General features: G+C 47.0%; 18 protein-coding genes and 1 riboswitch. Of the genes, 10 read left to right on the top strand and 8 right to left on the bottom strand.

Annotated elements, in window-relative coordinates:
* The first annotated feature begins 19 nt into the window (after positions 1–19).
* A complete protein-coding gene (locus IPL17_RS02470; protein ID WP_345305493.1) occupies positions 20–859 on the top strand; it encodes a LysM domain-containing protein in 840 nt (279 codons plus the stop codon).
* Between the two features lie 197 nt (positions 860–1,056).
* On the opposite strand, the gene IPL17_RS02465 is transcribed toward IPL17_RS02470, so the two are convergent.
* Positions 1,057–3,336: a DUF4012 domain-containing protein gene (locus IPL17_RS02465; protein ID WP_345305492.1), complete on the bottom strand. Its 2,280-nt coding sequence runs from the start codon at positions 3,334–3,336 to the stop codon at positions 1,057–1,059.
* A gap of 164 nt (positions 3,337–3,500) precedes the next feature.
* On the opposite strand from IPL17_RS02465, the gene IPL17_RS02460 reads away from it, so the two are divergent.
* The 3 genes from IPL17_RS02460 (at position 3,501) to IPL17_RS02450 (ending at position 7,867) form a co-directional block, all read left to right on the top strand.
* Positions 3,501–4,040 (top strand): hypothetical protein, encoded by a 540-nt coding sequence (locus tag IPL17_RS02460; protein WP_345305491.1) that lies wholly within the window; start codon positions 3,501–3,503, stop codon positions 4,038–4,040.
* A gap of 381 nt (positions 4,041–4,421) precedes the next feature.
* Complete coding sequence (locus tag IPL17_RS02455) at positions 4,422–5,636, top strand: adenylate/guanylate cyclase domain-containing protein (protein WP_345305490.1); 1,215 nt, start codon at positions 4,422–4,424, stop codon at positions 5,634–5,636.
* On the top strand, positions 5,543–7,867 hold the full coding sequence (locus IPL17_RS02450) for a tetratricopeptide repeat protein (RefSeq protein WP_345305489.1): 2,325 nt from the start codon (positions 5,543–5,545) through the stop codon (positions 7,865–7,867). The genes IPL17_RS02455 and IPL17_RS02450 overlap by 94 nt, the downstream gene beginning before the upstream one ends.
* A 93-nt stretch (positions 7,868–7,960) precedes the next feature.
* Here IPL17_RS02450 and IPL17_RS02445 read toward each other — a convergent pair whose 3' ends face one another.
* From IPL17_RS02445 to IPL17_RS02425, 5 genes are all read right to left on the bottom strand, one after another.
* Positions 7,961–9,634 (bottom strand): S8 family peptidase, encoded by a 1,674-nt coding sequence (locus IPL17_RS02445; RefSeq protein ID WP_345305488.1) that lies wholly within the window; start codon positions 9,632–9,634, stop codon positions 7,961–7,963.
* Between the two features lie 50 nt (positions 9,635–9,684).
* A riboswitch (cyclic di-GMP riboswitch) is annotated at positions 9,685–9,773 on the bottom strand.
* Between the two features lie 131 nt (positions 9,774–9,904).
* A complete protein-coding gene (locus IPL17_RS02440; RefSeq protein ID WP_345305487.1) occupies positions 9,905–10,522 on the bottom strand; it encodes an HD domain-containing phosphohydrolase in 618 nt (205 codons plus the stop codon).
* A 19-nt stretch (positions 10,523–10,541) separates the two neighbouring features.
* Complete coding sequence (locus IPL17_RS02435; protein ID WP_345305486.1) at positions 10,542–11,066, bottom strand: response regulator; 525 nt, start codon at positions 11,064–11,066, stop codon at positions 10,542–10,544.
* A complete protein-coding gene (locus tag IPL17_RS02430; protein ID WP_345305485.1) occupies positions 11,059–11,418 on the bottom strand; it encodes an ATP-binding protein in 360 nt (119 codons plus the stop codon). Before IPL17_RS02430 ends, IPL17_RS02435 begins: the two co-directional genes overlap by 8 nt.
* Positions 11,419–11,510: 92 nt before the next feature.
* Entirely contained in the window at positions 11,511–13,427 is a 1,917-nt protein-coding gene (locus IPL17_RS02425) for a CHASE4 domain-containing protein (protein ID WP_345305484.1), read from the bottom strand.
* 182 nt (positions 13,428–13,609) lie between these two features.
* On the opposite strand from IPL17_RS02425, the gene IPL17_RS02420 reads away from it, so the two are divergent.
* Both IPL17_RS02420 and IPL17_RS02415 read left to right on the top strand, forming a co-directional pair.
* The gene (locus tag IPL17_RS02420) at positions 13,610–14,248 is read left to right on the top strand and encodes an O-methyltransferase (RefSeq protein ID WP_345305483.1); all 639 of its coding nucleotides are present in this window, start codon (positions 13,610–13,612) and stop codon (positions 14,246–14,248) included.
* Between the two features lie 11 nt (positions 14,249–14,259).
* Positions 14,260–15,423: a MalY/PatB family protein gene (locus IPL17_RS02415; RefSeq protein WP_345305482.1), complete on the top strand. Its 1,164-nt coding sequence runs from the start codon at positions 14,260–14,262 to the stop codon at positions 15,421–15,423.
* A gap of 459 nt (positions 15,424–15,882) precedes the next feature.
* Here the strand turns inward: IPL17_RS02415 and IPL17_RS02410 are convergent, their stop codons facing one another.
* Positions 15,883–16,374 (bottom strand): hypothetical protein, encoded by a 492-nt coding sequence (locus IPL17_RS02410; RefSeq protein ID WP_345305481.1) that lies wholly within the window; start codon positions 16,372–16,374, stop codon positions 15,883–15,885.
* A gap of 106 nt (positions 16,375–16,480) precedes the next feature.
* Between IPL17_RS02410 and IPL17_RS02405 the strand changes: the two genes are divergently transcribed.
* The 4 genes from IPL17_RS02405 (at position 16,481) to IPL17_RS02390 (ending at position 19,495) form a co-directional block, all read left to right on the top strand.
* Positions 16,481–17,632 (top strand): thiolase domain-containing protein, encoded by a 1,152-nt coding sequence (locus IPL17_RS02405; RefSeq protein ID WP_345305480.1) that lies wholly within the window; start codon positions 16,481–16,483, stop codon positions 17,630–17,632.
* A gap of 70 nt (positions 17,633–17,702) precedes the next feature.
* Positions 17,703–18,092, top strand: coding sequence for a PilZ domain-containing protein (locus IPL17_RS02400; protein WP_345305479.1), 390 nt, complete (start codon positions 17,703–17,705; stop codon positions 18,090–18,092).
* A 74-nt stretch (positions 18,093–18,166) separates the two neighbouring features.
* Positions 18,167–18,829 (top strand): lysophospholipid acyltransferase family protein, encoded by a 663-nt coding sequence (locus tag IPL17_RS02395; RefSeq protein ID WP_345305478.1) that lies wholly within the window; start codon positions 18,167–18,169, stop codon positions 18,827–18,829.
* A gap of 3 nt (positions 18,830–18,832) precedes the next feature.
* Positions 18,833–19,495, top strand: a complete 663-nt coding sequence (locus IPL17_RS02390) for a lysophospholipid acyltransferase family protein (protein ID WP_345305477.1) — start codon at positions 18,833–18,835, stop codon at positions 19,493–19,495.
* Here IPL17_RS02390 and IPL17_RS02385 read toward each other — a convergent pair.
* Positions 19,462–21,135, bottom strand: coding sequence for a SulP family inorganic anion transporter (locus IPL17_RS02385; RefSeq protein ID WP_345305476.1), 1,674 nt, complete (start codon positions 21,133–21,135; stop codon positions 19,462–19,464). The genes IPL17_RS02390 and IPL17_RS02385 overlap by 34 nt on opposite strands.
* Between the last annotated feature and the right edge of the window lie 38 nt (positions 21,136–21,173).

Raw genomic sequence — 21,173 nt, 5'->3', positions numbered from 1 at the left:
ATCGGCTTAAGAGGTTAGCATGCCAGGTCAACAAAGAACAGTCTGCCCGCATTTAGGGTTGCGCCAGGATAATGCAACCCACATGGGATTTCCCTCGGTTGCCAATTTTTGTTTGAATTGCAGGAATCCCACCCTGCCCAGCCTTGGGCATCAAAAGAGCCACTGCCTCGGCAGAGCGCATGTCGAATGCCCGGTTTATCTGGCGCAGGGGCGGGTTTCCATGCCGGCGGATTTGCGTGGAACCGCCTTACCAATCAGCGGGAATTTATTGAAGTTCATCCCGATTTTTGTTATCGTTTTGTTGGGTATTACCTTTTTTGTGGTCCGTCCCTTGCTTTGGCCCAAAGGTTCACAGATAGATGTCCCAGAGCCAATCCTGCCCCTTGTTGTTCAACCAACTATGATATCTGCGCCTGCCGCTCAAGATCCGACGCCCACCTTATCAGAATCTGTCGCTGTAGTGCCCATTCCCAGTTCAACTCCCGAATTACCTCGCCCCATTCTCGCTTTTGAGGTAACTCGTGTCCCTTTAGGTGGAAACCAGACCTATCTTATTCATGTCGTTAAGGAACAGGAAACCCTGGACCTAATTGCAGTCAATTACAATACGACCGTCCAGGCTATCATCGCAGTCAATTACAAGATTACACCTCCCGTCTGGGTGGATTACCCAATCGTTGTTCCGGTAGGCGCAGAAGACGAGACCGGTCTCCCATCATTTACTGTGTATGAGGTAAATGACGAGGAACTGATCTCCTCTAAATTGCTTGCAGAGAAGTTAACAGTTGATGTGGAAAGTCTGGAACGCTATAATGGTTGCAGTAATGATTGTCAGTTTGCAAGGGGGGTCATTGCGTAGTTCCAATCGCGCTGTCCATGCGTCAGCATTTTCTGTCAAGGGGAATGTTGGCGCTTTTGATTCTGACTCCGCTGGGCAGATTTACTGTCAGGACAAAAGGCTGTGAGACCATACCCGGTTGTTTTTGTACCTTCAGCCGGTATGTCCACGACTGATTTTCATCGTCCCATGTTACGACATTGGCTGGAAGGTTATATTCAAATATGGTATTTGTAGACTGGCGTGTTGGCGTGATTACCATCATGCCAAAGACCTGCGCGCCTGAGATATCCTCGCTGCCAAGGTCGTCTGTGCGGGCAGGGATGGTCTGACCTAACATCGTGGATTCTGCTTCGATCTGTTTTGGATTTGAGCGTAATAACTCTGTTCCCTTGGGGTATGTATATTCGCAAGTAGCCCCAATGACATTCTTCAATGTTATAAATTGGGTCTGGTATCACACTTGGAGATGTTGGTGGAAGAAGGTATCTCAAGGTGCCATAGGGTTCACAAACAATACTGGCCTTTGAAAGATTGGTTTGTTTTACCTGCAAAAAACCGATGGGGATTTCTGGGGTAGTCAAATCAATATTGTATTCAAATGCCATCTCCATAACTGCATTCGATTTGTTGTACCCCATATTGGTATCCACTGTCATCAGGTAATCAGAGTTTTGCGGGATGCGTACGGAGCCGTCCCAATTCCTGCGTTCCAGAAATTTGCCCGCTTCTTCATTGTCAAATTGCAAAAGAAGGTGCTTTTCATCAAGGAGTTCAAGCATCACAGGCATGAGTTTGGTCCATACTTGTCCGCGCGCGTTCAGTATTTTTTCCAGTAAAGGTTTCGCAAGTTTGCTGATGAATTGTTTACGGTCCCACTTGCCGGCTACGCCTTTGGGTCGTGTTTCCTCGGCGGAGCGCATATAATCCAGCACGTTCTCATGAGTGATGGGGAAACTTACGTTATCAACACGCACTGGTCCTAGTGTTTCCAGCAGGCGTACGATCATATGCGTGTCCATGGCGATGACGCCGTTTGCGGAAGTTGATTTGGAATAAGAGTAAAAATATTCTGCCCAAGAAGCGGTGGTTGGGAAGTTCGTGAACCAATTCGAATCTCTGAATAGCAACATTTCGATATTCATGAACTCCTCAAATTGCCAGGGTGGAATGGGGTGGGGTTTGCTGAGATCATCCACTAATTCTGAAGATTCAATATTGATACTGATCAACTTCCCATCCATCACTACTGCTGAGCCTGCCGCAGTTAGGTACCCGCCTGTTGGACGCAGTTCATCTTCATTTTGCATGAGAATTAAATAGGTCTGGGGACCAGCTTCGCCGCCTCCCAGTAATTGTGGAGCAATGCGGACCATGCTCAAGGCGTCTTCCATGGGGAATGCACCCGAAAGCGAGTTGAAAAGCGGATCGATCTTACCTTCCACAATATTTTTTATCTTTGGGATCAATATCCCCGCATCGATCTTTTTTCGCGCTTCTTGAGCCTGCGCCAGCGAGATCTGCGCATTCAACAACTGCGGGCTTGCAGATTGTAATTTCAGAAGCAGGTCCATCACCTCCAATGGCTGGTCGTTTAACAATGCGGTTTCAATTGCAGGTGTAATCGCATTCAATCCCTCGTCTGCTGCGCTCGCGAGGTTCTGCGCCAGAGCAAGAACCGGCTCTGCCTGACTGATCGTTCCGCCGTATTTAGGGATCCAAGCCAGGTATGGTGCCATCCATAGATAGGGTCGTACTTCAGTCTCAAGCGTATCTAGGTTAATTCGCAGCTCATGTACTTTACTGGCCATTTCCGGTAGCTTCTCGAGATCGGGCGTCGGGATAAGGTAGGTTTCCAATGTGTTTGCTTTCGTTTCAATCGCCAGTACGTGTTGATAAATATTCCAAGCCTTCCAGCCGAGAAAAGTTATGGCAAACAGCACTAGAAGAGAGAATGCCATGACTGCCTGCTTTGAGATATTCCGCTTGGCGGGGGGGGGCACATGATCGGTGTTCAGGCGTTTTTGTTCCATATTCACCATTTCGGCCAGTTGTTCAATCCCTTTGCGCTGCCAGTCGCTGAGTGTGCTGTTCGCGGATGGCTGGGGTTCATTGCCTGTAAAGCGATATGTTGCCCGCTCAAGATCAGTGAGTCCATCTATGCGGCCATATACAAAGAATAAAATGGAATTATCAAGGCTTTCCCAGGCATCTCGCAGGCTGGAGGGAAAAGGCTCCCCGCGTAAAAACGGAGCGAAATACTGCGCCGCAAGGATTCCAAACACCCCCCAGCGTGTATCCAGTCTTTTTCCCTTGCGCGGCGGGTTGGGCGGCATCATTTTGCGAAAAACGTCCGTTACCACTTGTACAAGCTGTTCCCCGGATGATTTGCTTGTTCCTGGAACTTCCCAGGGATGATCGTTCAGCATATCCGGGGTGCGTAGGTTTGAAAGGATTTCTTTCAATAGCTCAATATGTGATGTGTCTGTTTTTTTCATTTATATAAATGGGAGTATTTTTGGGGTCAGATTGTCTAATGAGAAGGATTCCAAATCCGTAAAAAATCCGTAATGATTTTACTGTACCAATTCATTATAATGTAGCCATTGACTAATTGGATATCAATCCTCTAGATTAATAAATTTTTTAAAGGAGAATAAAAATGAATATAAAAAATCGTTTTGTAATCGCGGTAGCTCTGGCTATGGTGCTTGTTTTGATCGCAGCCGGAACATGGGCTGCGCCTAAATTAGCAGGCACTGTCCCGCCTGTTCCTGAGACGGGTGGATCAGCGGCGGACACAAGTGGATTGGTTCCTGCTGTCGGCGCCCCGGCTTGTGTCGGCGGGCCGGTAGATATGCGGACCGCGATATTCACACCAAATGAGACTGTTTGTATCAGCGTTTTGAATGTGGCAGACCCTGTTACTGCTTATGTCGCAGCTCCGGAAGGGAAAACCTTTGTTGGCGATGTATTCAAGGTCACCGCCCCTTCCACGGATACCATTGTCAAGGTCTGTTACGCTTACCCGACCGAACTTGCTTCCAAAGAAGCTAAAATTTACAAACTGAACGAGGAAGCAACCCCGTTTGTTTGGATTGAAGTTCCCGGCGCAGTTGTCGCGGATGGCACCCTCTGCGTTTCAAGCGCTGTGGGTCCAACAAGCAATATCGGTGTCTTTGCCTTGATCGGTAACCCATAATTTCCTGGCTTGTATCTAACATAAAAATCGGGAAAGACAGCCTGTCTTTCCTGATTTTATTTTAAGCCTTGGGTTTGACAAATAATAGGCGGGATAATAACGCTGGAAATTTACTTGCCAATTATATTGACAAGAATTATTGTTTTATGTTCACTTAAACTGTGTGTATTTTGGCAGGTTCTAAGGAAAAAGGAATAGTATAATAATTTTATCCACTGAGAAATTTCGATCGAGAATACACTCCTTGTTGGTATCAAATAAAATGGTTGTGTCAACCAGATTTCCTTTCAAATTTTTATAACCTTTGTCACATATCCAAGATTAAACCTGTCAATGTCATCCATTCAATGTAGAAATTGCGGTTTTGTTAATCCTCCAAACATGCGTTTTTGTGGGAATTGCGGCCTGCGTCTATTGGCGACGGGCGTCCTGCCTGTTATTGAACCTATTCCCGATCACGAAGGTGCCAACCAGCTGGGCGAATTAGTCGGGGCAGATTTGTTGGATAGATTCAGACAGGCAGGTCTTGAAGCCACTGGTCAGCACCGCAAGGTAACAGTGCTGTTTGTAGATTTATCAGGATATACCCATCTTTCCGAGCAGCTTAATGATAGCGAACAGGTATACGAATTGGTGCAACGCTGTACTAAAATGTTCGCGAATGATGTATATAAGTATGATGGGATGGTGGATAAATTCACCGGGGATGGATTGATGGCTCTCTTTGGCGCGCCTATAGCACATGAGAATAGTGCCGAACTTGCCATACGCGCTGCGCTCGACATGCAATCTGATCTGGAAAAATTGAGCGCGGAACTTAAAGACCGCCTCGGTTCGGACATCAAGGCGCACATTGGCCTGCATTCGGGTAGTGTCGTGGTCGGAGGGATTGGCTCGAACATGATGATGAATTACACTGCCATTGGCGATGTGGTCAACATGGCCAGCCGCATTGAAACTGCGGCTGATTCCGGCACAATTCTTGTCAGCGATGTTGTATATAAACAGGTACGTACCTTATTTGATTTTGAGGCGGTTCCGCCCTTGCACTTGAAAGGTGTCAGCCAGCCGGTCGTTACTCATCGTGTACTTGGGACGAAAACCAAGCCGGGTTCGGTGCGTGGGATCGAAGGTTTATACGCTCCGATGGTTGGTCGTGACGGTGAACTTGCACGTCTGAACCAGACTGTTAATGCCATGAATAGTGAAAAATTGGGGCGTTTCTCTGCGGTCAGCGGGGAGGCGGGTATTGGGAAGAGCCGATTGATTTCAGAATTTAAATTCTTCCTATCACAACTACCGGTGCAGGTCCTGGAAGGCTATAGTCTGATCTATCGAAAGGGTATCTCCTATTGGATTTTCCAGGATATGCTCCTGCGCTTGCTGGATGCGGATGCTGAAACTCCGAGAAGCGAATGCCAGGCCAGATTACGTGAGCGTGTTATCCGTGTATTGCCCAACCGGGTCGATGATGTTTTGCCCTATCTCGAGCAGATGCTCTCTTGCCGCTCTCAAATCCTGAGACGGCAAAACGGATCAACTATTTGGCGGCTGAACAGCTTCGTCAGCAAATATTTCTGGCTGTCCGAGATCTAATCCTCGCAGAAACAAGTCAGAAGCCGGTTGTGTTGATCCTCGAGGATTTGCATTGGGCAGATTCGGGTTCTTTGGAATTGCTCGAGTTTTTAATGGATAGTCTGGTTAAAAATCCAATCGTGATCGTGGCTGTATCCCGTTCTTTTGGGGATGGAAAACTCGCTGATATTACAAAAAGGGCCAGTGAACTTCTCCGGTTGCGGTTCACAGATTTATCGCTGAAGAGCCTGTCTCCAGATCAAAGTGACCGGCTTTTCTCGCAACTATTGGCGATCCAGAACATGCCGGAGGCGATGCGTGCTCATATTGTTCAACTGGCCTCCGGTATTCCCTTGTATCTGGAGGAAATTCTGCGCATGTTGATGGATCGAAACCTGCTGATTCGGGTCGATGGGCATTGGCGGCTTGCAGACAAGGTCGACCTTATCCTATTGGGTGTTCCCGATACCATCGAAGGATTGATCCTGACGCGTTTTGATCATCTTGAATTGATTCAGCGCCATATTTTGAAAGTTGCAAGTGTGATCGGCCGCTCATTTACACGCGCCATCATTATTGAATGCCTGCCAACCCTCACCGTCGAGGAAGTTAATCAATCCATGCGCGTCTTGCTCGAACGTGAGTTTATTCTCCCCGACCTGTCGCCTGGCGGCGAGTATATGTATAAGCACGTTCTGGTTGCAGACACGATTTATAGTACTTTACTTAAGCGCGAGCAGAAGGAATTGCATGGCCGGGTGGCTGAGACCATTGAAAAGCTGTTTGCGGATAATCTCGAAAACCAGATTGATGTTCTTGCCCGCCATTATTTTTGGAGTGACCACGAAGAGCGTGCCCTTTATTACTTGATTTTGGCCGGACAGAAGTCTGCGCGCAACTACAATACGGCACAGGCGCAAAAATATTTTGAAGACGCGTTGTCGTTATTACCCAAAGTCGAACACCTGCCCCAACAGGCTATTCAGATTCATGTCGGATTGGGAGATGCTCTGTCATTGGCTGGCGACTATCCGAATACACGGGCGGCTTATGGGCGCGCCGCCCGATTGATTGCCGAGGATAAGAATGTCAGTCCTGAAATTGCCTGTAGTATACAAAGAAAGATCGGAATGACCCATGAAGGTCAGGGTGATTATGATCAAGCATTGGTCTGCCTTGGGATTGCACGTAAGATACTTTTGGAGAATGGGCTGGATTCACCCGCTGAACTCTCTCAAATCCTGAATGATACTGGTTGGATTTACTTTCGCCGCAGCAATTTGGACGAGGCCGAGAATTACCTGATGCAAGCCCAGACCCTGGCTGAAAAAGCTGCCCGCTTGGATGTTGTTTCATCGGTTTACAACCGCCTTGGCGGGGTACATTATCAAAAGGATCAGTTAAAACAGGCTCGTATTTTCGTTGCTAAGAGCATCTCCATTCGTGAAGAGATCGGCGATATTTTGGGTGTTGCGCGTTCATATAATAATCTTGGCAATCTTGGCTGGAAACTGGGCGACTGGGATGAGGCTTTGGATAATTTTAAGCGTAGCGCAGAATTACAGACGAGGCTGGGCGATATGGAGGGGATTATTATGCTCAATGGTAATCTGGGGCTGCTGCAGATTGACCGTGGTAATACAGATGAGGCTCGGCAATACCTGGAAGAAGCGTTGAATCAAGCTGAGCAAATCGGTCATAATTTTCATATTGCATTGTCTAATCATAATCTGAGCGTACTTTTCAATGCTCTTGGAGAATGGTCACTTGCTCTTGAACACAGCTTGCGAAGTGAAGCATTGCTCAAGAGTCTTGGAGAAAAAGCTACCTTGGTGGATGTGTTCGTGAATAAGGGTAGTATTTACCTTGGAATGAATGACCTTATAAAGGCTGCCCAGTGTGGAGAATCCGCTGTTTCCTTGCTGGCTGAATTTACCGCCGATACTGACACAGAAGTCAAAGGGACCGCCTTGAGATTGCTGGGCGATGTTGCCTTGGCCATGAATAATGCGGACGAAGCCGAAAGACAATATCGTCAGGCGGAGCAGATCTTTGAAGCGACTGACAATCATTTGGAGCACGGACGTTTACTGATGCGGCGGGCACGTCTTGCTGCGCTTAAATCAGACCGCGAACTTTCCAAATCCTATCTTAAGAATGCAGAAAGAACCTTCAATCAATTAGGCGCTCGTTTGGATATCCAAAAACTGGATACCCTGGAACGGGAGTTGCATTTTCCTCACAATTCATAATTTTATTGCTCGTTCTTTTCTATATTTTTGCTTAATTTAAAAAGCCCCCGACTTTTGAGGTCGGGGGCTTTTATGTTCTTTATGTCTATTGTATTATTGGTCGAGCAGGAAGAACGATGTAGCTGTGTTGGAATTTTCAGCATCCGGACTTTCCCCGGCTGCAAAGCCATCCATGAATGTGGGATCTGAAATAGTACCGGCCCATGTACCGCGAGCCCCAGCCCACGTTCCACGTGCGCCAGCCCACGTGCTGTAACCGCCGGCCCATGTACCGCGAGCCCCAGCCCACGTTCCACGTGCACCGGCCCATGTACCGCGAGCTCCAGCCCACGTTCCGCGCGCACCAGCCCAGGTTCCGCGAGCTCCAGCCCAAGCGCCATATTCACCGGCCCAGGTTCCGCGAGCTCCAGCCCAGGTTCCGCGAGCTCCATCCCATACTCCGTAACCGCCAGCCCAGTCTGCGTATGGATCATATAAGCGGAAGGTAGCGGTAGCTTCGTCGTAGTATGAGTAGCCTTCGTAATGGATCGTTCCAGCCAGGTCGGCTTGGATATCCATCCCGTCATTGGCGGTTCCGCTGACTTCAGCGAAGACTGCGTCAGGAGCATTTACCATGCCCGCGCCCTGCTGCCACATGCTGTATAAGGCGTCGGTGGTGTTCGCATCCACCCATGGGAGGGCAGTGCCTGTTAACCGCATTTTGACTTCGTTAGGAGTAAGGGCAGGGTTGTTTGAAATAACAAGTGCCGCGACACCTGAGACGACCGCTGTCGCTTGCGAGGTTCCTGCCAGATTGAAATAGGATTTTTTAATCCAATTATCCGGATATTGTTTGACAAGCACTGATTTTGCCGGTACCACTGAGGTGATGTGTCCACCTGGAGCGATTAGATCGGGTTTTACAAAACCATCCAGGGTAGGTCCTGTACCAGAAAACGGAGTAATATAGTCGTCGTTCCAGTCTGCGGGGGTGAAATTGTCAGTGAATGCACCTACTGTGATAACGTATGGGTTATTCCCCGGAACCGTGACGGTCATAGGATCTGGTCCGTTATTGCCCGCGGCAACAATCACGGTCAAACCATTTGCCCAAACCTGGGTTACTGCTTGATTAAGAGGATCAGCCCAATATGGAGATTGAACCGGAGCGACTAGGGAGAGATTGACGATCCGGATATTATAGCGTGCTTGATTTTCGAGAACCCACTGAAGCCCCATGATCACTGTTTCGTAGGTGCCGTATCCGGTTTCATCCAGAACGCGCACACCAGCAAGTTTGACATCTGGAGCTACTCCATTCCAGTCGCCATCTGCGCCCTTCTGGCTGTTGGCAATGATACCGGCGACGTGGGACCCGTGGCCGTTGGGATCAATGGGTTTGCGGCTTGAGGAAATAAAATCCTTCCATGCAACAATACGATTGGATTTATTGTTCGCGCCTTTTGCTAACATCGGCAATTCGCCGAATATACCTGTATCGAGTACTGCCACGGTCACGCCAGAGCCGATCACTCCCTCTCCCCAAACGATATCAGCACCGATCACGTTCGGATAGTCGGTGGTGGTAACGCCTTTTTCCTTATTCTTTTCTTCAACATTACTATCTTTACTATCTTTCTTCTTTTCCTTGTCATCCTCGCCAGGTTTATCATCATCGCTGGATTGAATAGTTCCATTAGGCACGACTGCGACGATTTCTTTTTCCAGGCGTAATCGGGCAGCGGCCTGATCGGTAAGCAGTGCGCCAACGGAGCGAATAATATCCAAACGCCCTGGCTTTTTGCCAGGCCTGCAAGACAGGTAACAATTGTCTCAACTTCGGCGGCCTGGCGATCGTGACCGATTTCTCGGTTTTAGACCCGTGGCTTTGCGTCGTCGGTTTTCACCGATTTTGCCTTTTCGTTTCTTTTATAGTTACATCATATCACTTTCCGAAGAAAATACTATATCCTTACAAAACTGATAAAAATTCCTGGCGTAATTATCCCGTGTCAGGAATAATGTAGGTGTAAGACTCGAATAAATCGCACGCTTTGGTTATCCGTAATTATCCTTTCGCGCGATTTTGATAGGCTCTACTATTATGTTTGCTTCAGCAGACAGGCCGAGAAGTTTGATTATATTTGAACGAGTAATATACGCGTTTCCTTCAATTAAGACCCTTCCATTAATATCTTTAATCGGTTTGACTGCAAGCATACCAACCTCAAGCTCCTTAAGCGTAATCTCCCTGACTCGGTTTTCTTCCGGAATGGGCTGAAAGCTGTGCAGGGTGGTTAGCGCTTGAATGACTTCTGGCATATAACGATTTAGAGTGGCTTTTAACTTGGCAAGGATCTCGTCATGCATAAAACCCTTTAACAGAAGTTGATCATAGTCTATGCAGATCTTGAGAATATGCGATCCCAGATCAACCATATAGATTTCCGGGAAAGATGGATCAAGGCACAGATCATCAATCGAACGATCTTGACCGATGATCACTTTCGTAACCAGTTCAAGGCGGGGTATGTTTTTCAATAGTTTACTGGCTGCAAAGGGGTGGTTTGAAAATATCACAGCCTCTGGCGCATTGAACATCTGGTTATCTTCAATTTTATCCAGCATCTGTTGTGAAAAAGTGATCCAGCCTAATTGCGAAAGAGCGGCTGCCATCTCATATTGCCAACCGTTGTTAATTTTTAGCTTCTTTAACAATATGAGCGACAAGTTGTTGGGTGCGTAATGAGCGCCCATACGCTTTGGGATTAACGATTGCCAGTACTTCTGTAAGCATACTAATGGATTCTTTTAGTGTGTTTTCAAGAAGCTCTTTTTCAGACATGATCAATTGGTACTGTCTTAAGCCGGCGTTTAATGATTGGGTGAGTAATTTGCCTGAACAGGGCTTGGAGAGGAAGCGAAATATTTGACCCTTATTAATGGCATCCATGGCTGTTGGCAGGTCAGCATTGCCAGTCAGGATCATGCGAACGGTGTTAGGAGCTAAGTCCATTGCCTGAGTTAGAAATTTAATTCCATCCATTTTTGGCATGCGGAAATCCGATACAATCACGGCATAAGGACCGCTGCTGGAAATCTTTTCCAATCCTTCAAAGCCACTTTCAGCGACATCAATATTGTATTGCGTACTCAACTCGCGCCGGAGTGAATTGAGCAGGAGAATTTCATCGTCAACAAGAAGAATTTTATCAGTCATAATTTGCTCTTCTAGGTAAACGAATGGTAAACGTTGTCCCCTTGCCGGTCTCGCTCTCGAATTCCAATGTGCCGCCATGTTTTTTAACGATCACAGTATATGCAATCGCCAGCCCCTGGCCTGTTCCACGGCCTATATCCTTGGTTGTAAAAAAAGGATCAAAAATCTTGCTTTGGATTTCTTTTGGGATACCTGTTCCGTTGTCAGTGATACTCATTTCGATTAATTCTCCCGCTTGACGGCTGGCAATAACAATCTGACCTTTCTCTTCGCCAGAGTCTTGAATGGCGTGGATGGCATTAATTATTATATTAAGCACGACCTGACTCAACTCGATGGGTAGACACTCCACACCAGGAAGATTTGGGTCGAGGTCGGCTTTGATTTCCGCTATAATTTTCCATTCGTTGCGGGAAAGGGAAATGGCATTCTGAATGATTTGATTCAGGTCGGCGATCTCCTTGTTCTCACTTCCAGGGTGTGTGAAAAACGCATGGCAGTTACAATGTGGGAAATACGGTCGATGCCTTCGAGCGATTGTTCTATCGCTTTAGGTGCTTCTTGCTTGAAGTATTCCAATTGTGCAAAGGTGACATCTTTCTCTGAATCAATCGCTAATAAAGGAATTTTGATCCCAGTTTTGACCGCGTCTTTTTGCTGATCTAACTTATCGAGCCATCCAAGAATAGTATCCAGTTGTTGGCCCAAAAAACGCAAATTGCTGCCTACCAATTGGGTAGGTGTGTTTATTTCATGGGCTACCCCAGCAGCTAATTGGCCAATGGCTTCCAGTTTATTAGACCGCCCCACTTGATCTTCCAGTAATCGCCGTTCCGTAATATCGGATCCAATCAATAGAAAACCGGGATGTTCCTTATCTTTTAAAAACAGGGGTGTCAGAGTGATGCCCAGAATACGTATATCATCTGTTTGATTCCGTAGGAGAATATCGGCCATTCTGATATTTTTGTTGCTCTTCACGCATTCCGCAGCCTCTTGTGCGATTTTTTCCCGATTCCAATTAATCGGCAGGTCAAAAAAATCCAAACCGACAACATCATCTGAAGACAACGATAATAGTTTGCTGGCTACATCATTCCATAGAGTCACCATTCCATTATTGTCTACTCCGATCATAATAGAGGAGATCGAACTAATGATCAGGTGAATTTCATTGTATGCTTCAGAAAGTGCTTTCCGCCCTAGCTCGTGTTCAGTGATTTCATGTTTTAGGTCCAGGTTGACCTGGACGAGTTCTGCAGTACGATCTTCAATAAGCTTTTCCAGTTCGTCTCGTGAGTGCCGGAGCCTGTAATCGGCGGCTTCCAAAGATTGCAGCATTTCATTAATCGCATTGCCAAGGGATGATATTTCATCTTTACCCCTGACAGGTACCCGATCGGCCAAGTCCCCGCTTAAACGCACCCCGATGACTGACCTGCTTAAACTGACAATACGAGAAGTGACTTGACTGTCTAGTAAGTAAAGGGCTGTAAGAATAAAGAAAAGGCTGCCAAAGAATACAATGTAAATAAAAAATAGGATCGTATCATACCCATGATTATAGATATCCCTGTCCATTGCAGCCTTTAAGATCATGACTGGATTATTAAACACATCCTCAACCATCATGTAACCAGCAATATTTTTAGAGTTGAGTGGGTTGATGGATATCGCAGGCCCGCTGTCAGTCACCTGCTTGGCTCCTTCAAATTCAAGACGTAATGCTGAATTTATATAAGATTCGATTTGAATGGATAATTGAGTGGTATTAGATAATTGAGCGGCGAAACTGTCCCCCAGGAATCGTCCGATCACCAATATGCCGTGCTGCGGTCCCTCAGATCTACTGGTCAATATTGGATGATATGCCATAAGGATTGGTTGGTCGTTTATTAATACAAATCCAGCAGACCCAGATTTTAGATTGGAGTTTTGTGAATTGGGAAGATTGATGATCTGGTCAAGAAGATTCGCAGAAATGGCCAAAGTTTCATTTTTAATTAAGTCGTATCCATGGGATGTGATCACTTGACCGGATTTATCCATGATTATAAAAAAATTTATGTTTAGATTGATAAAGGTATCAGGGGTTATATTCGAAGCAATAAAGGCTGGATTTAAATTCTCTGTAAAGGCGTAAGTATCATCCCAGGTGGCATAGTCACTTGCATGAGATAATAAATTGTTTTTTTCAGTGGTGACTGCATTGAATGCGCGTTGTACATTTTTAATACAATACTCTTCTTCAAGATTGGAGAAGCTCTTTAATAAAATGAAGCGGGCTGATGCATTTACCAAGCTGATAATTAGGAGAGAGATGGTAACAATGATAATTATTGACTTGTTTCTTAAAGTCATGGAGGACTCCAATGTGAAAATTCGTTCTACAACCTGAGCGTTTCCTTTAATCAACTAATCAACTAATCAACTTTATTATAGTCCAGACCACTTTTCAGTTACATTGCGCAAAAATAGTGCCTCTGCTGAATTGCGGCAAAAGAGCAGTAAAATTGATTCTCCGTTGAATTTTTGGAGGTATCATGGGCGAATTAACTTATCAAACAGCGCAGGATTATCTGACATCCCTAGTCCCGCCGCGCGAACAGGTATTGTTGGAAATGGAGAGCTATGCTGAAAAGCATGATTTCCCCATTATCGGTCCCGCTTGCGGATATTATTGTTATCACTTGGCGCGTATGATCGGCGCCAAATCCATCTTTGAGTTGGGGTCGGGCTATGGCTACTCAACCGCGTGGTTTGCGAAGGCTCTACAGGAGAATGGCGGAGGCGTGGTTCATCACACAGTCTGGGACGAGGAGCTATCAAAAATGGCCAGCAGTTACATGTTAAGGCTGGGATGTATTGACCTTGTCCAGTTTCATGTTGCTGAGGCTGTTGAAACTCTTGGCAAGCAATCGAGTCTGTTTGATATCATTTTCAACGACATTGATAAGGAAGCCTACCCTGAGTCGTTGGGACCGATTAAGGAGAAACTGCGTAGCGGAGGGTTGTTGATCATTGATAACATGCTCTGGAGCGGACGGATTTTCGATGAAAAAGATGTTTCACCCGCGACGGAAGGTGTGCGTGAATTTACACGGCGCATTACTGCTGATAAGGATTGGATCGTTTCGCTTGCGCCCATGCGCGACGGGATGATAATAGCCTATAAAAAATAAGAGGAAAACTCATGACAGACTTCAATCAGGTGCCAAATCGTCGCAGATCCAGTAACTCAATTAAGTGGCAATATTATCCCAAAGATGTGCTCCCTATGTGGGTCGCGGATATGGAGTTTCCCGCGCCTAGACCGATCTTGCGCGCGCTTCATAAAGCGGTGGATCATGGTGTGCTTGGATATGAACTCCCATCGAATGCACTAAAGGAGACTGTCGCCTCCCGCATGGATAAGTTATACGGCTGGAAGGTCAAGCCTGAAGCGGTTGTGACGGTAACCGGAATTGTCAGCGGTTTTAGCGTTGCAGCGCGGATTGCCTGTACGACCCAAAAAGGTGTGCTCATACAAACACCCGTCTATAATGAATTTCATGAAGTGAAAAATAACATCGGCATTCCGCAGCTTGAGTCTCCATTGATCAAGCGTGTGGTTGGAAATATTCTCAGTTACGAAATTGACTGGGATGTATTTGAAATGCAAGTTAAGAAAGCTGGGATGTTCTTGTTGTGTAACCCGCATAATCCATTGGGTCTTATCTTTTCTCGTAAAGATCTGAGGAAAATGGCAGAACTCTGTATCAAGAATAATGTCTTGATCGTCTCAGACGAAATTCATTCCGAACTGCTCTTGGATGATAACAAATTTACCCCGTTGGCGAAATTGTCTGCTGAGATCGCAAAGCATACTATCACTTTGGTCGCTCCATCCAAGACTTTCAACATCGCTGGGTTGTTCTGTGGTTTTGCGATTATTACCGATAATGAATTGCGCGATCGCTATGAAAAGGAAGTCAATCACCAGCGTATGCATGTTGGCAGTATGGGATTAATTGCTGCCCAGTCAGCTTTATCTGGTGAGTGTGATGGATGGCTTAAGGAACTTCGTGGCTATCTGACAGACAATCGCGATTTTCTTGTGGAATATGTGACCGAATACATGCCACAAGTCCGTTTGACGGTGCCTGATGCTACCTATCTCGGTTGGCTTGATTTCACTCAGACTGGATTGATCGGTTCGCCTTATGAATTCTTCTTAAAATACGCCAAAGTCGCTTTCAGTGATGGGAAGCTGTTCGGCGCGAGTGGGGAAGGTCATGTCCGCTTAAATTTTGGGACTTCGCGCAAACTGCTTGAACAGGGTCTTGATCGGATATTGAAAGCGCTCAAATCAATATAAATTATAAAAGGCCCTCAGGGTTCAATAACCTTCAGGGTCTTTTATAAAAAAACGGATGAGGGTTAACTCATCCGTCAGAATTTCATTATATTAGGAAAGGCACGACTCAGCAGCCTTCATATCGTTTGGGGAACGTCTGGTGCTCAAGTTTGGACTTGGACCAGGTCAGTGCGTTTCGACCTTCCCAATTTTATGTTGTTCAGGTGGTGTATCTATCGCAACCTCCTTTTAGCAACTCTATTTTTTTTGAGAATATCTGATTTCTAAAGGACAGGTTCAAATCAGATCAGGGTCTACGATCTTTCCCTTGGTGTCAATTAGGTGGTATATGTTCTGGTGCGACCTCCTTTTTGTTTCTGTCTTTAGAATACTACAAAAGAAGACACGGTACATTAAAATTACCTATTAGTTTTGTAAGAAGTCGCATAGGTTAACCATTCGCTTGAATGACTTTTTTCTCTATTTCAAAGCTGTATCGATCATACCTCGCAGATTTGCTATTATTGATTCAAATTCAGAATTTTGCATACCGGCATCATTTAATTGAACCGTGAATTTCTCTCCATTTCTTTGGATTTCCAGATCGTATGAAAAACAATCAGCGCAGCCCGCTCTATCAATTTTATTCGCTGGGATTGAATTAAGGGCTATAACCTGTTGTGTTAATTCTGATAATATATCCGCTGTAAGTTCACCCATAATTGCTTTGTTTGTCTTTTCGTCTGTAACGGTATATTTTCCATCTGATGCGATATCAATCGAACGCGATAATCCCATAATGCCGCCAGAGTAACTCATTCTGATTCGCCAACTTCCTTCAAGTGCTGGTGGTTTGGATGTTATCGGCGCTTTTGCTGTAGGGGTATTGAGTAACTCCGGGGCGGCGGACGGGGAGCAGCCTGCAACCAGCAGGCTGACAAGAAGTGCGTATAAGAAAATGGTTCGTGACATATTAATCTCCTTTGACAAGCATAGCAAGAAATAGACGGGTATGCAACAATTTTGTTCCCCAAATTTATGATAGCTCCTGATAGCGCATTGCGGTAGAATTTAGAATATGAGAAAAGTAGCCATTCTTGGAATAGGTCAAACAAAAATAGGGGAGCATTGGGAGAAATCCCTGCGCGAGATCGGAGGCGATGCCGCTTTTGCCGCTATGCAGGATGCCGGCCTTGAAAAAGTGGACGCGCTCTTCGTGGGCAATATGCTGTCCCCGCTGGTAAATGGACAGAATCAACTTGGAACATTTTTTGCCGATTGGGTTGGGCTGTGGAAACAGGAGGCGGTGAAGATAGAAGCTGCCTGCGGCTCAGGCGCTGCTGCATTTCGCGCTGCGCTGATGGCTGTTGCCTCTGGTGATATAGAGTCCGCGTTGGTGGTGGGCGTCGAAAAAATGACAGATAAAGCCGGACGTGACGTCACTGCCGCACTGGCAACCGCCGCTGATGCGGATTATGAGGTTGATCAGGGAATTTCATTTGTTGGCATCAACGCCCTGGTCATGCGAAGATACATGCATGAATTTGGTTGGAAGCATGAAGATTTTGCGCCTTTCTCCATCAATGCACATGCGAATGCGATGCACAACCCAAATGCCCGCTTGCACGAAAAAATCTCTGTTGAGAAATTTGAAAGATCATCCATGGTCGCGACACCGATCAACTTGTTGGATGCCTCCCCGACCGGCGATGGGGCTGCTGCAATGGTTATTGTTCCTGCTGAGAGGATATTGCGCAAGCCGCGCATCCTTGTCTCTGCTTCAGCTGCGGCAACCGACACGATCGCGGTACATTCGCGCAAAGACCCTTTATTTTTGCAGGCTGCATATCAATCTTCAAAGCGGGCTTATGAGATGGCGGGGGTAACACCCGGCGATATTAATGTTTTTGAATTGCACGACGCCTTTTCCATCATGGCGGCATTATCATTGGAAGCCAGTGGGTTTGCTGAAAGAGGCAGGGGTGTTCGACTTGCTCTCGATAACGAGATCAGCATCCAGGGCAGGGTGCCCGTTTGTACTCGCGGCGGATTAAAAGCACGAGGTCATCCGGTCGGCGCGACGGGGATGTATCAACTTGTGGAAGTTGTCCAACAATTACGCGGCGAGTGTGGTCCCACCCAAGTGGATGGCGCGAAGATCGGCATGGCGCAAAATATTGGCGGCTCGGGCGCTACGATCTTGACCCATATTTTGCGCTCTGAAAGCTGATTAGTTATATTGTCGTGTATGATATTTGGGCTTATACTCCAGACACCTTTCATATTTGCAAGGAGGCTGGATGGTTGCAGAAAGACGGAAATTATCGCGGCGAAATTTTTCTTATTACATGCGGGTTCTGGATGAAGTCACTGGTAAATTGATCGGACATCTTTCAGATATCAGTACAGACGGTTTTAAGTTGGATTGTTCACGGCCTGTTCAGTTAAGAGTGGATTTTCGTTTGCGTATTGATCAGACCAGCGATATCTCAGACAAACATTTCTTGATCTTTTCTGCGCGCGCCATATGGTGCAAGATGGATTATCTTGACCCCAGTACCTATCAGGTTGGTTTTAATATCACGAACATGCCTCCTTCTGATTACGAAGTTTTCCTGAAAATGTTCGATGTCTATGGAACCAAAAGTACAGCCCGTCGTCGGAGTAATTCAGAATATATCTGGGGATAAGGTCACAAAAGCTCTGTCAAAACAGGGCTTTTTCTTTGAAACTTCGTTTGAGAAAACCGTGTAAAATTAAAAATATGAAAAAGTTCCTGCGCTGGTTGATACATACAGTCCTAAGGATCATCACAAAAATAGAAGCTGATGGATATGAGAATCTGCCCAAACAAGGCGGATTTGTGATCGCTGTCAATCATCTTGGCATACTGGATACGCCCATGGCGTTCTACGCGCTGGACAACTGGAATCTTTTTATCCCTGTCGCCGAAAAATGGGGAGAGATCCCGATTCTTAAATGGCTGGGAAAATACCTTAACTTGATTTTTATTGATCGTTTCCATCCCGACCTTAAATCCATGCGTGAGATGATAAATCGTATGAGCGAAGGTCAGACCCTGGTGATCGCTCCGGAAGGCACGCGCGCGCGCGATGAGAAGATGGCGCGGGGCAAGCCCGGAGTTGCTTATCTGGCGTCAAAGATGAATTGGCAGATCGTGCCTGTGGCGGTCTCTGGCACAGAAGATCGCATCTTTCTCGGAAATCTTAAGCGGTTTCGTCGAACGCACATTAAACTTACAGCGGGCAAATCTTTTGTACTGCCGCCTTTTCCGAAGGAAAAGCGCGAAGAAGTTTTACAGGAATATACCGATGAGATCATGTGCCGTATCGCGGTCATGCTGCCCGAGAAGAATCGCGGCTATTATGCGGAGCATCCGCGTTTAAAGGAATTGTTGAGCGAATAAAATATGAAATATAAAACCATACGTTCGTTGGTTCGTTTTGTCATGAATATCATTGCTGATGTCGAAGTTGTCGGTATGGATAAACTTCCGCAAGGCAATGTCATCCTCGCCGCCAATCATCTGGGCCGCCTTGACACGGCGGTATTGATCTATGCGCTCGAGCGGGAAGACCTGATCATGGCAGTGGCTGAAAAATATAAGGATCACCCGATCTTTGGCGCGATCGGGCGTTCTGTGAACGCGATCTGGTTGAATCGTTTCGAAGCGGATTTCGCTGCGCTGCGTGAGATTTTGGCGAGGATGCAAAAAGGCGGGCTCATGGTCATCGCACCGGAAGGCACACGTTCAAAAACAGAGTCATTGCAGGAAGGCAAAATGGGCGCGGCATTTCTCGCGGGCAAAAGCGGCTACCCTGTTTTACCCATCGCGCTGACCGGCACCGAAGACCGCGGTATTATATCCAACCTCAAACGCTTTCGCCGATCAAAGATCAAAGCTGTCGCCGGGGAATTGTTTTATATTGAAATTCCCAAAGGCCAGGGACGCGAAGAAGCGATGCGAAACGCGACGGATGAGATCATGTGCCAGATCGCGGCAAAACTTCCAGAAAGCTATCGCGGATTTTACAAGGATTATCCAAGGGTGAGGGAACTGGAACAGAAGTAGCACCCGCGCTTCTCTGCCTCGACAATGGCCTGGTCACTGGACCAAAAGAAATTTTCCTCCCCGACCAATTTGACCAATCCGCCGCGCTCCATCATGGTACGCACATTTTCATGGACTCCGGCAAACATCAATGTGCTGCCTTGTTTATGCATCTTTTCATACAAACGGTGGATCACTTCCAAACCCGATGCATCAATTAATGGCACACCGCGCATTGACAATATCAATGCGTGCGTATCGCCCAATTTTGTAAATGCTTCGTTAAATTGTCCTGTCGCCGCGAAGAACAGGGGACCAGTCAGGAAGGCGACGCGCACATGTTTGCACTGCCCGGCATTCTCAATTCCTCTTTGACGCAATTTTTCCGCATCCACTTCAGTGACTTCCACTTCAAGCGTGGCGATGTTATTTAGGAACATCGCCCCAGACAGGAAAGCGCCCACCAGAATGGCTTGAGTGAGGTCAAGCGTGATGGTTGCAATTAGTGTGATGCCGAATGTGATCATCGCAGTTTTGAAACGGTGGCCAAAAATGAAGCGAATGCCTTCCCATTCATTCATGCGCCACGCTGTGACCATCAGCACACCTGCCAGGCCTGCGAGCGGGATGCGCGCCATCAGCGGGGCGAGCACGAACATCGAGAGCAATAATCCCACCGCGTGGATGATGCTGACGAGGCGGGTTTGTCCACCGGATTTTATGCCGACGCTGGCACGGGCAATTGCCGCCGTGGCTGGGACACCGCCAAAGAATGGGATCAGCATATTTCCCAAACCCTGAGCGATCAATTCCTGATTGGCTTGGAGACGGATGCCGGTCATGTTCGAGCCAACCGCACCGCACAGCAGGCTTTCGATCGCGCCGAGCGCGGTGATGGTTAATGCGGGTGCAACAAAATCACCAAGATTTGCCCAAGGGATCATGGAGAAGTTCATGCGGTCAGCGAGAAACAATGTCTGGGGGATGACACCGATCATTTTGACAGGCCAGTTCAGAGCGGCGTTAAGAACCGTTGCCAGGATGATGCCCAATAGTGAAGCGGGGAATTTTGCATTCCATTTGACCGGCCACAGTACCATGGTCAGGATGACGATCCCAGCGAGGGTGATGGCGTGCCAGTCAGGTGTGAATCCGCCTTTGAAGTAGCCTATAAATTTAAGCGCCGCTGAGTCTGCGCCTGTGGTTTTGACGCCGAGGAAATTATCTATTTGACCGATGAAGATGATCAGTGCGATGCCTGAGGTAAAGCCGGTAATGACCGGGGATGGGATGAAAGCGATAAAGCGTCCGAGCCGCAACAAGCCAATGATTGTCAGAAAAATACCCGCCATCAAACCAGCGACCCATATTCCAGTCAACCCGTATTTTTGAACAAGCAGCATTAATACCGCGCTCATTGCGCCGGTTGGCCCGGATATCTGATAGGGCGCACCCGCCAGCGCGCCGATCACGAACCCGGCGATGATGGCGGTCACCAGCCCGGCGGATGCTGTTGAGCCAGAGGCAACACCGAATGCCAAGGCGAGCGGAAGCGCAACTGCGGCAACCGTCAGCCCTGCGAGCAGGTCTTGTTGAAATTTGGTAAATGAATATCCAGAGAACTCGTCTTTGTAGAGACGAGCGAGTGAGCGACGTGGCATATTTGATTCTCCAAGCAAGTTTTTTTAACAAAGGCTCG

Source organism: Candidatus Villigracilis saccharophilus (assembly GCF_016711665.1).
This window is presented reverse-complemented; position numbering and strand designations above follow the sequence as displayed.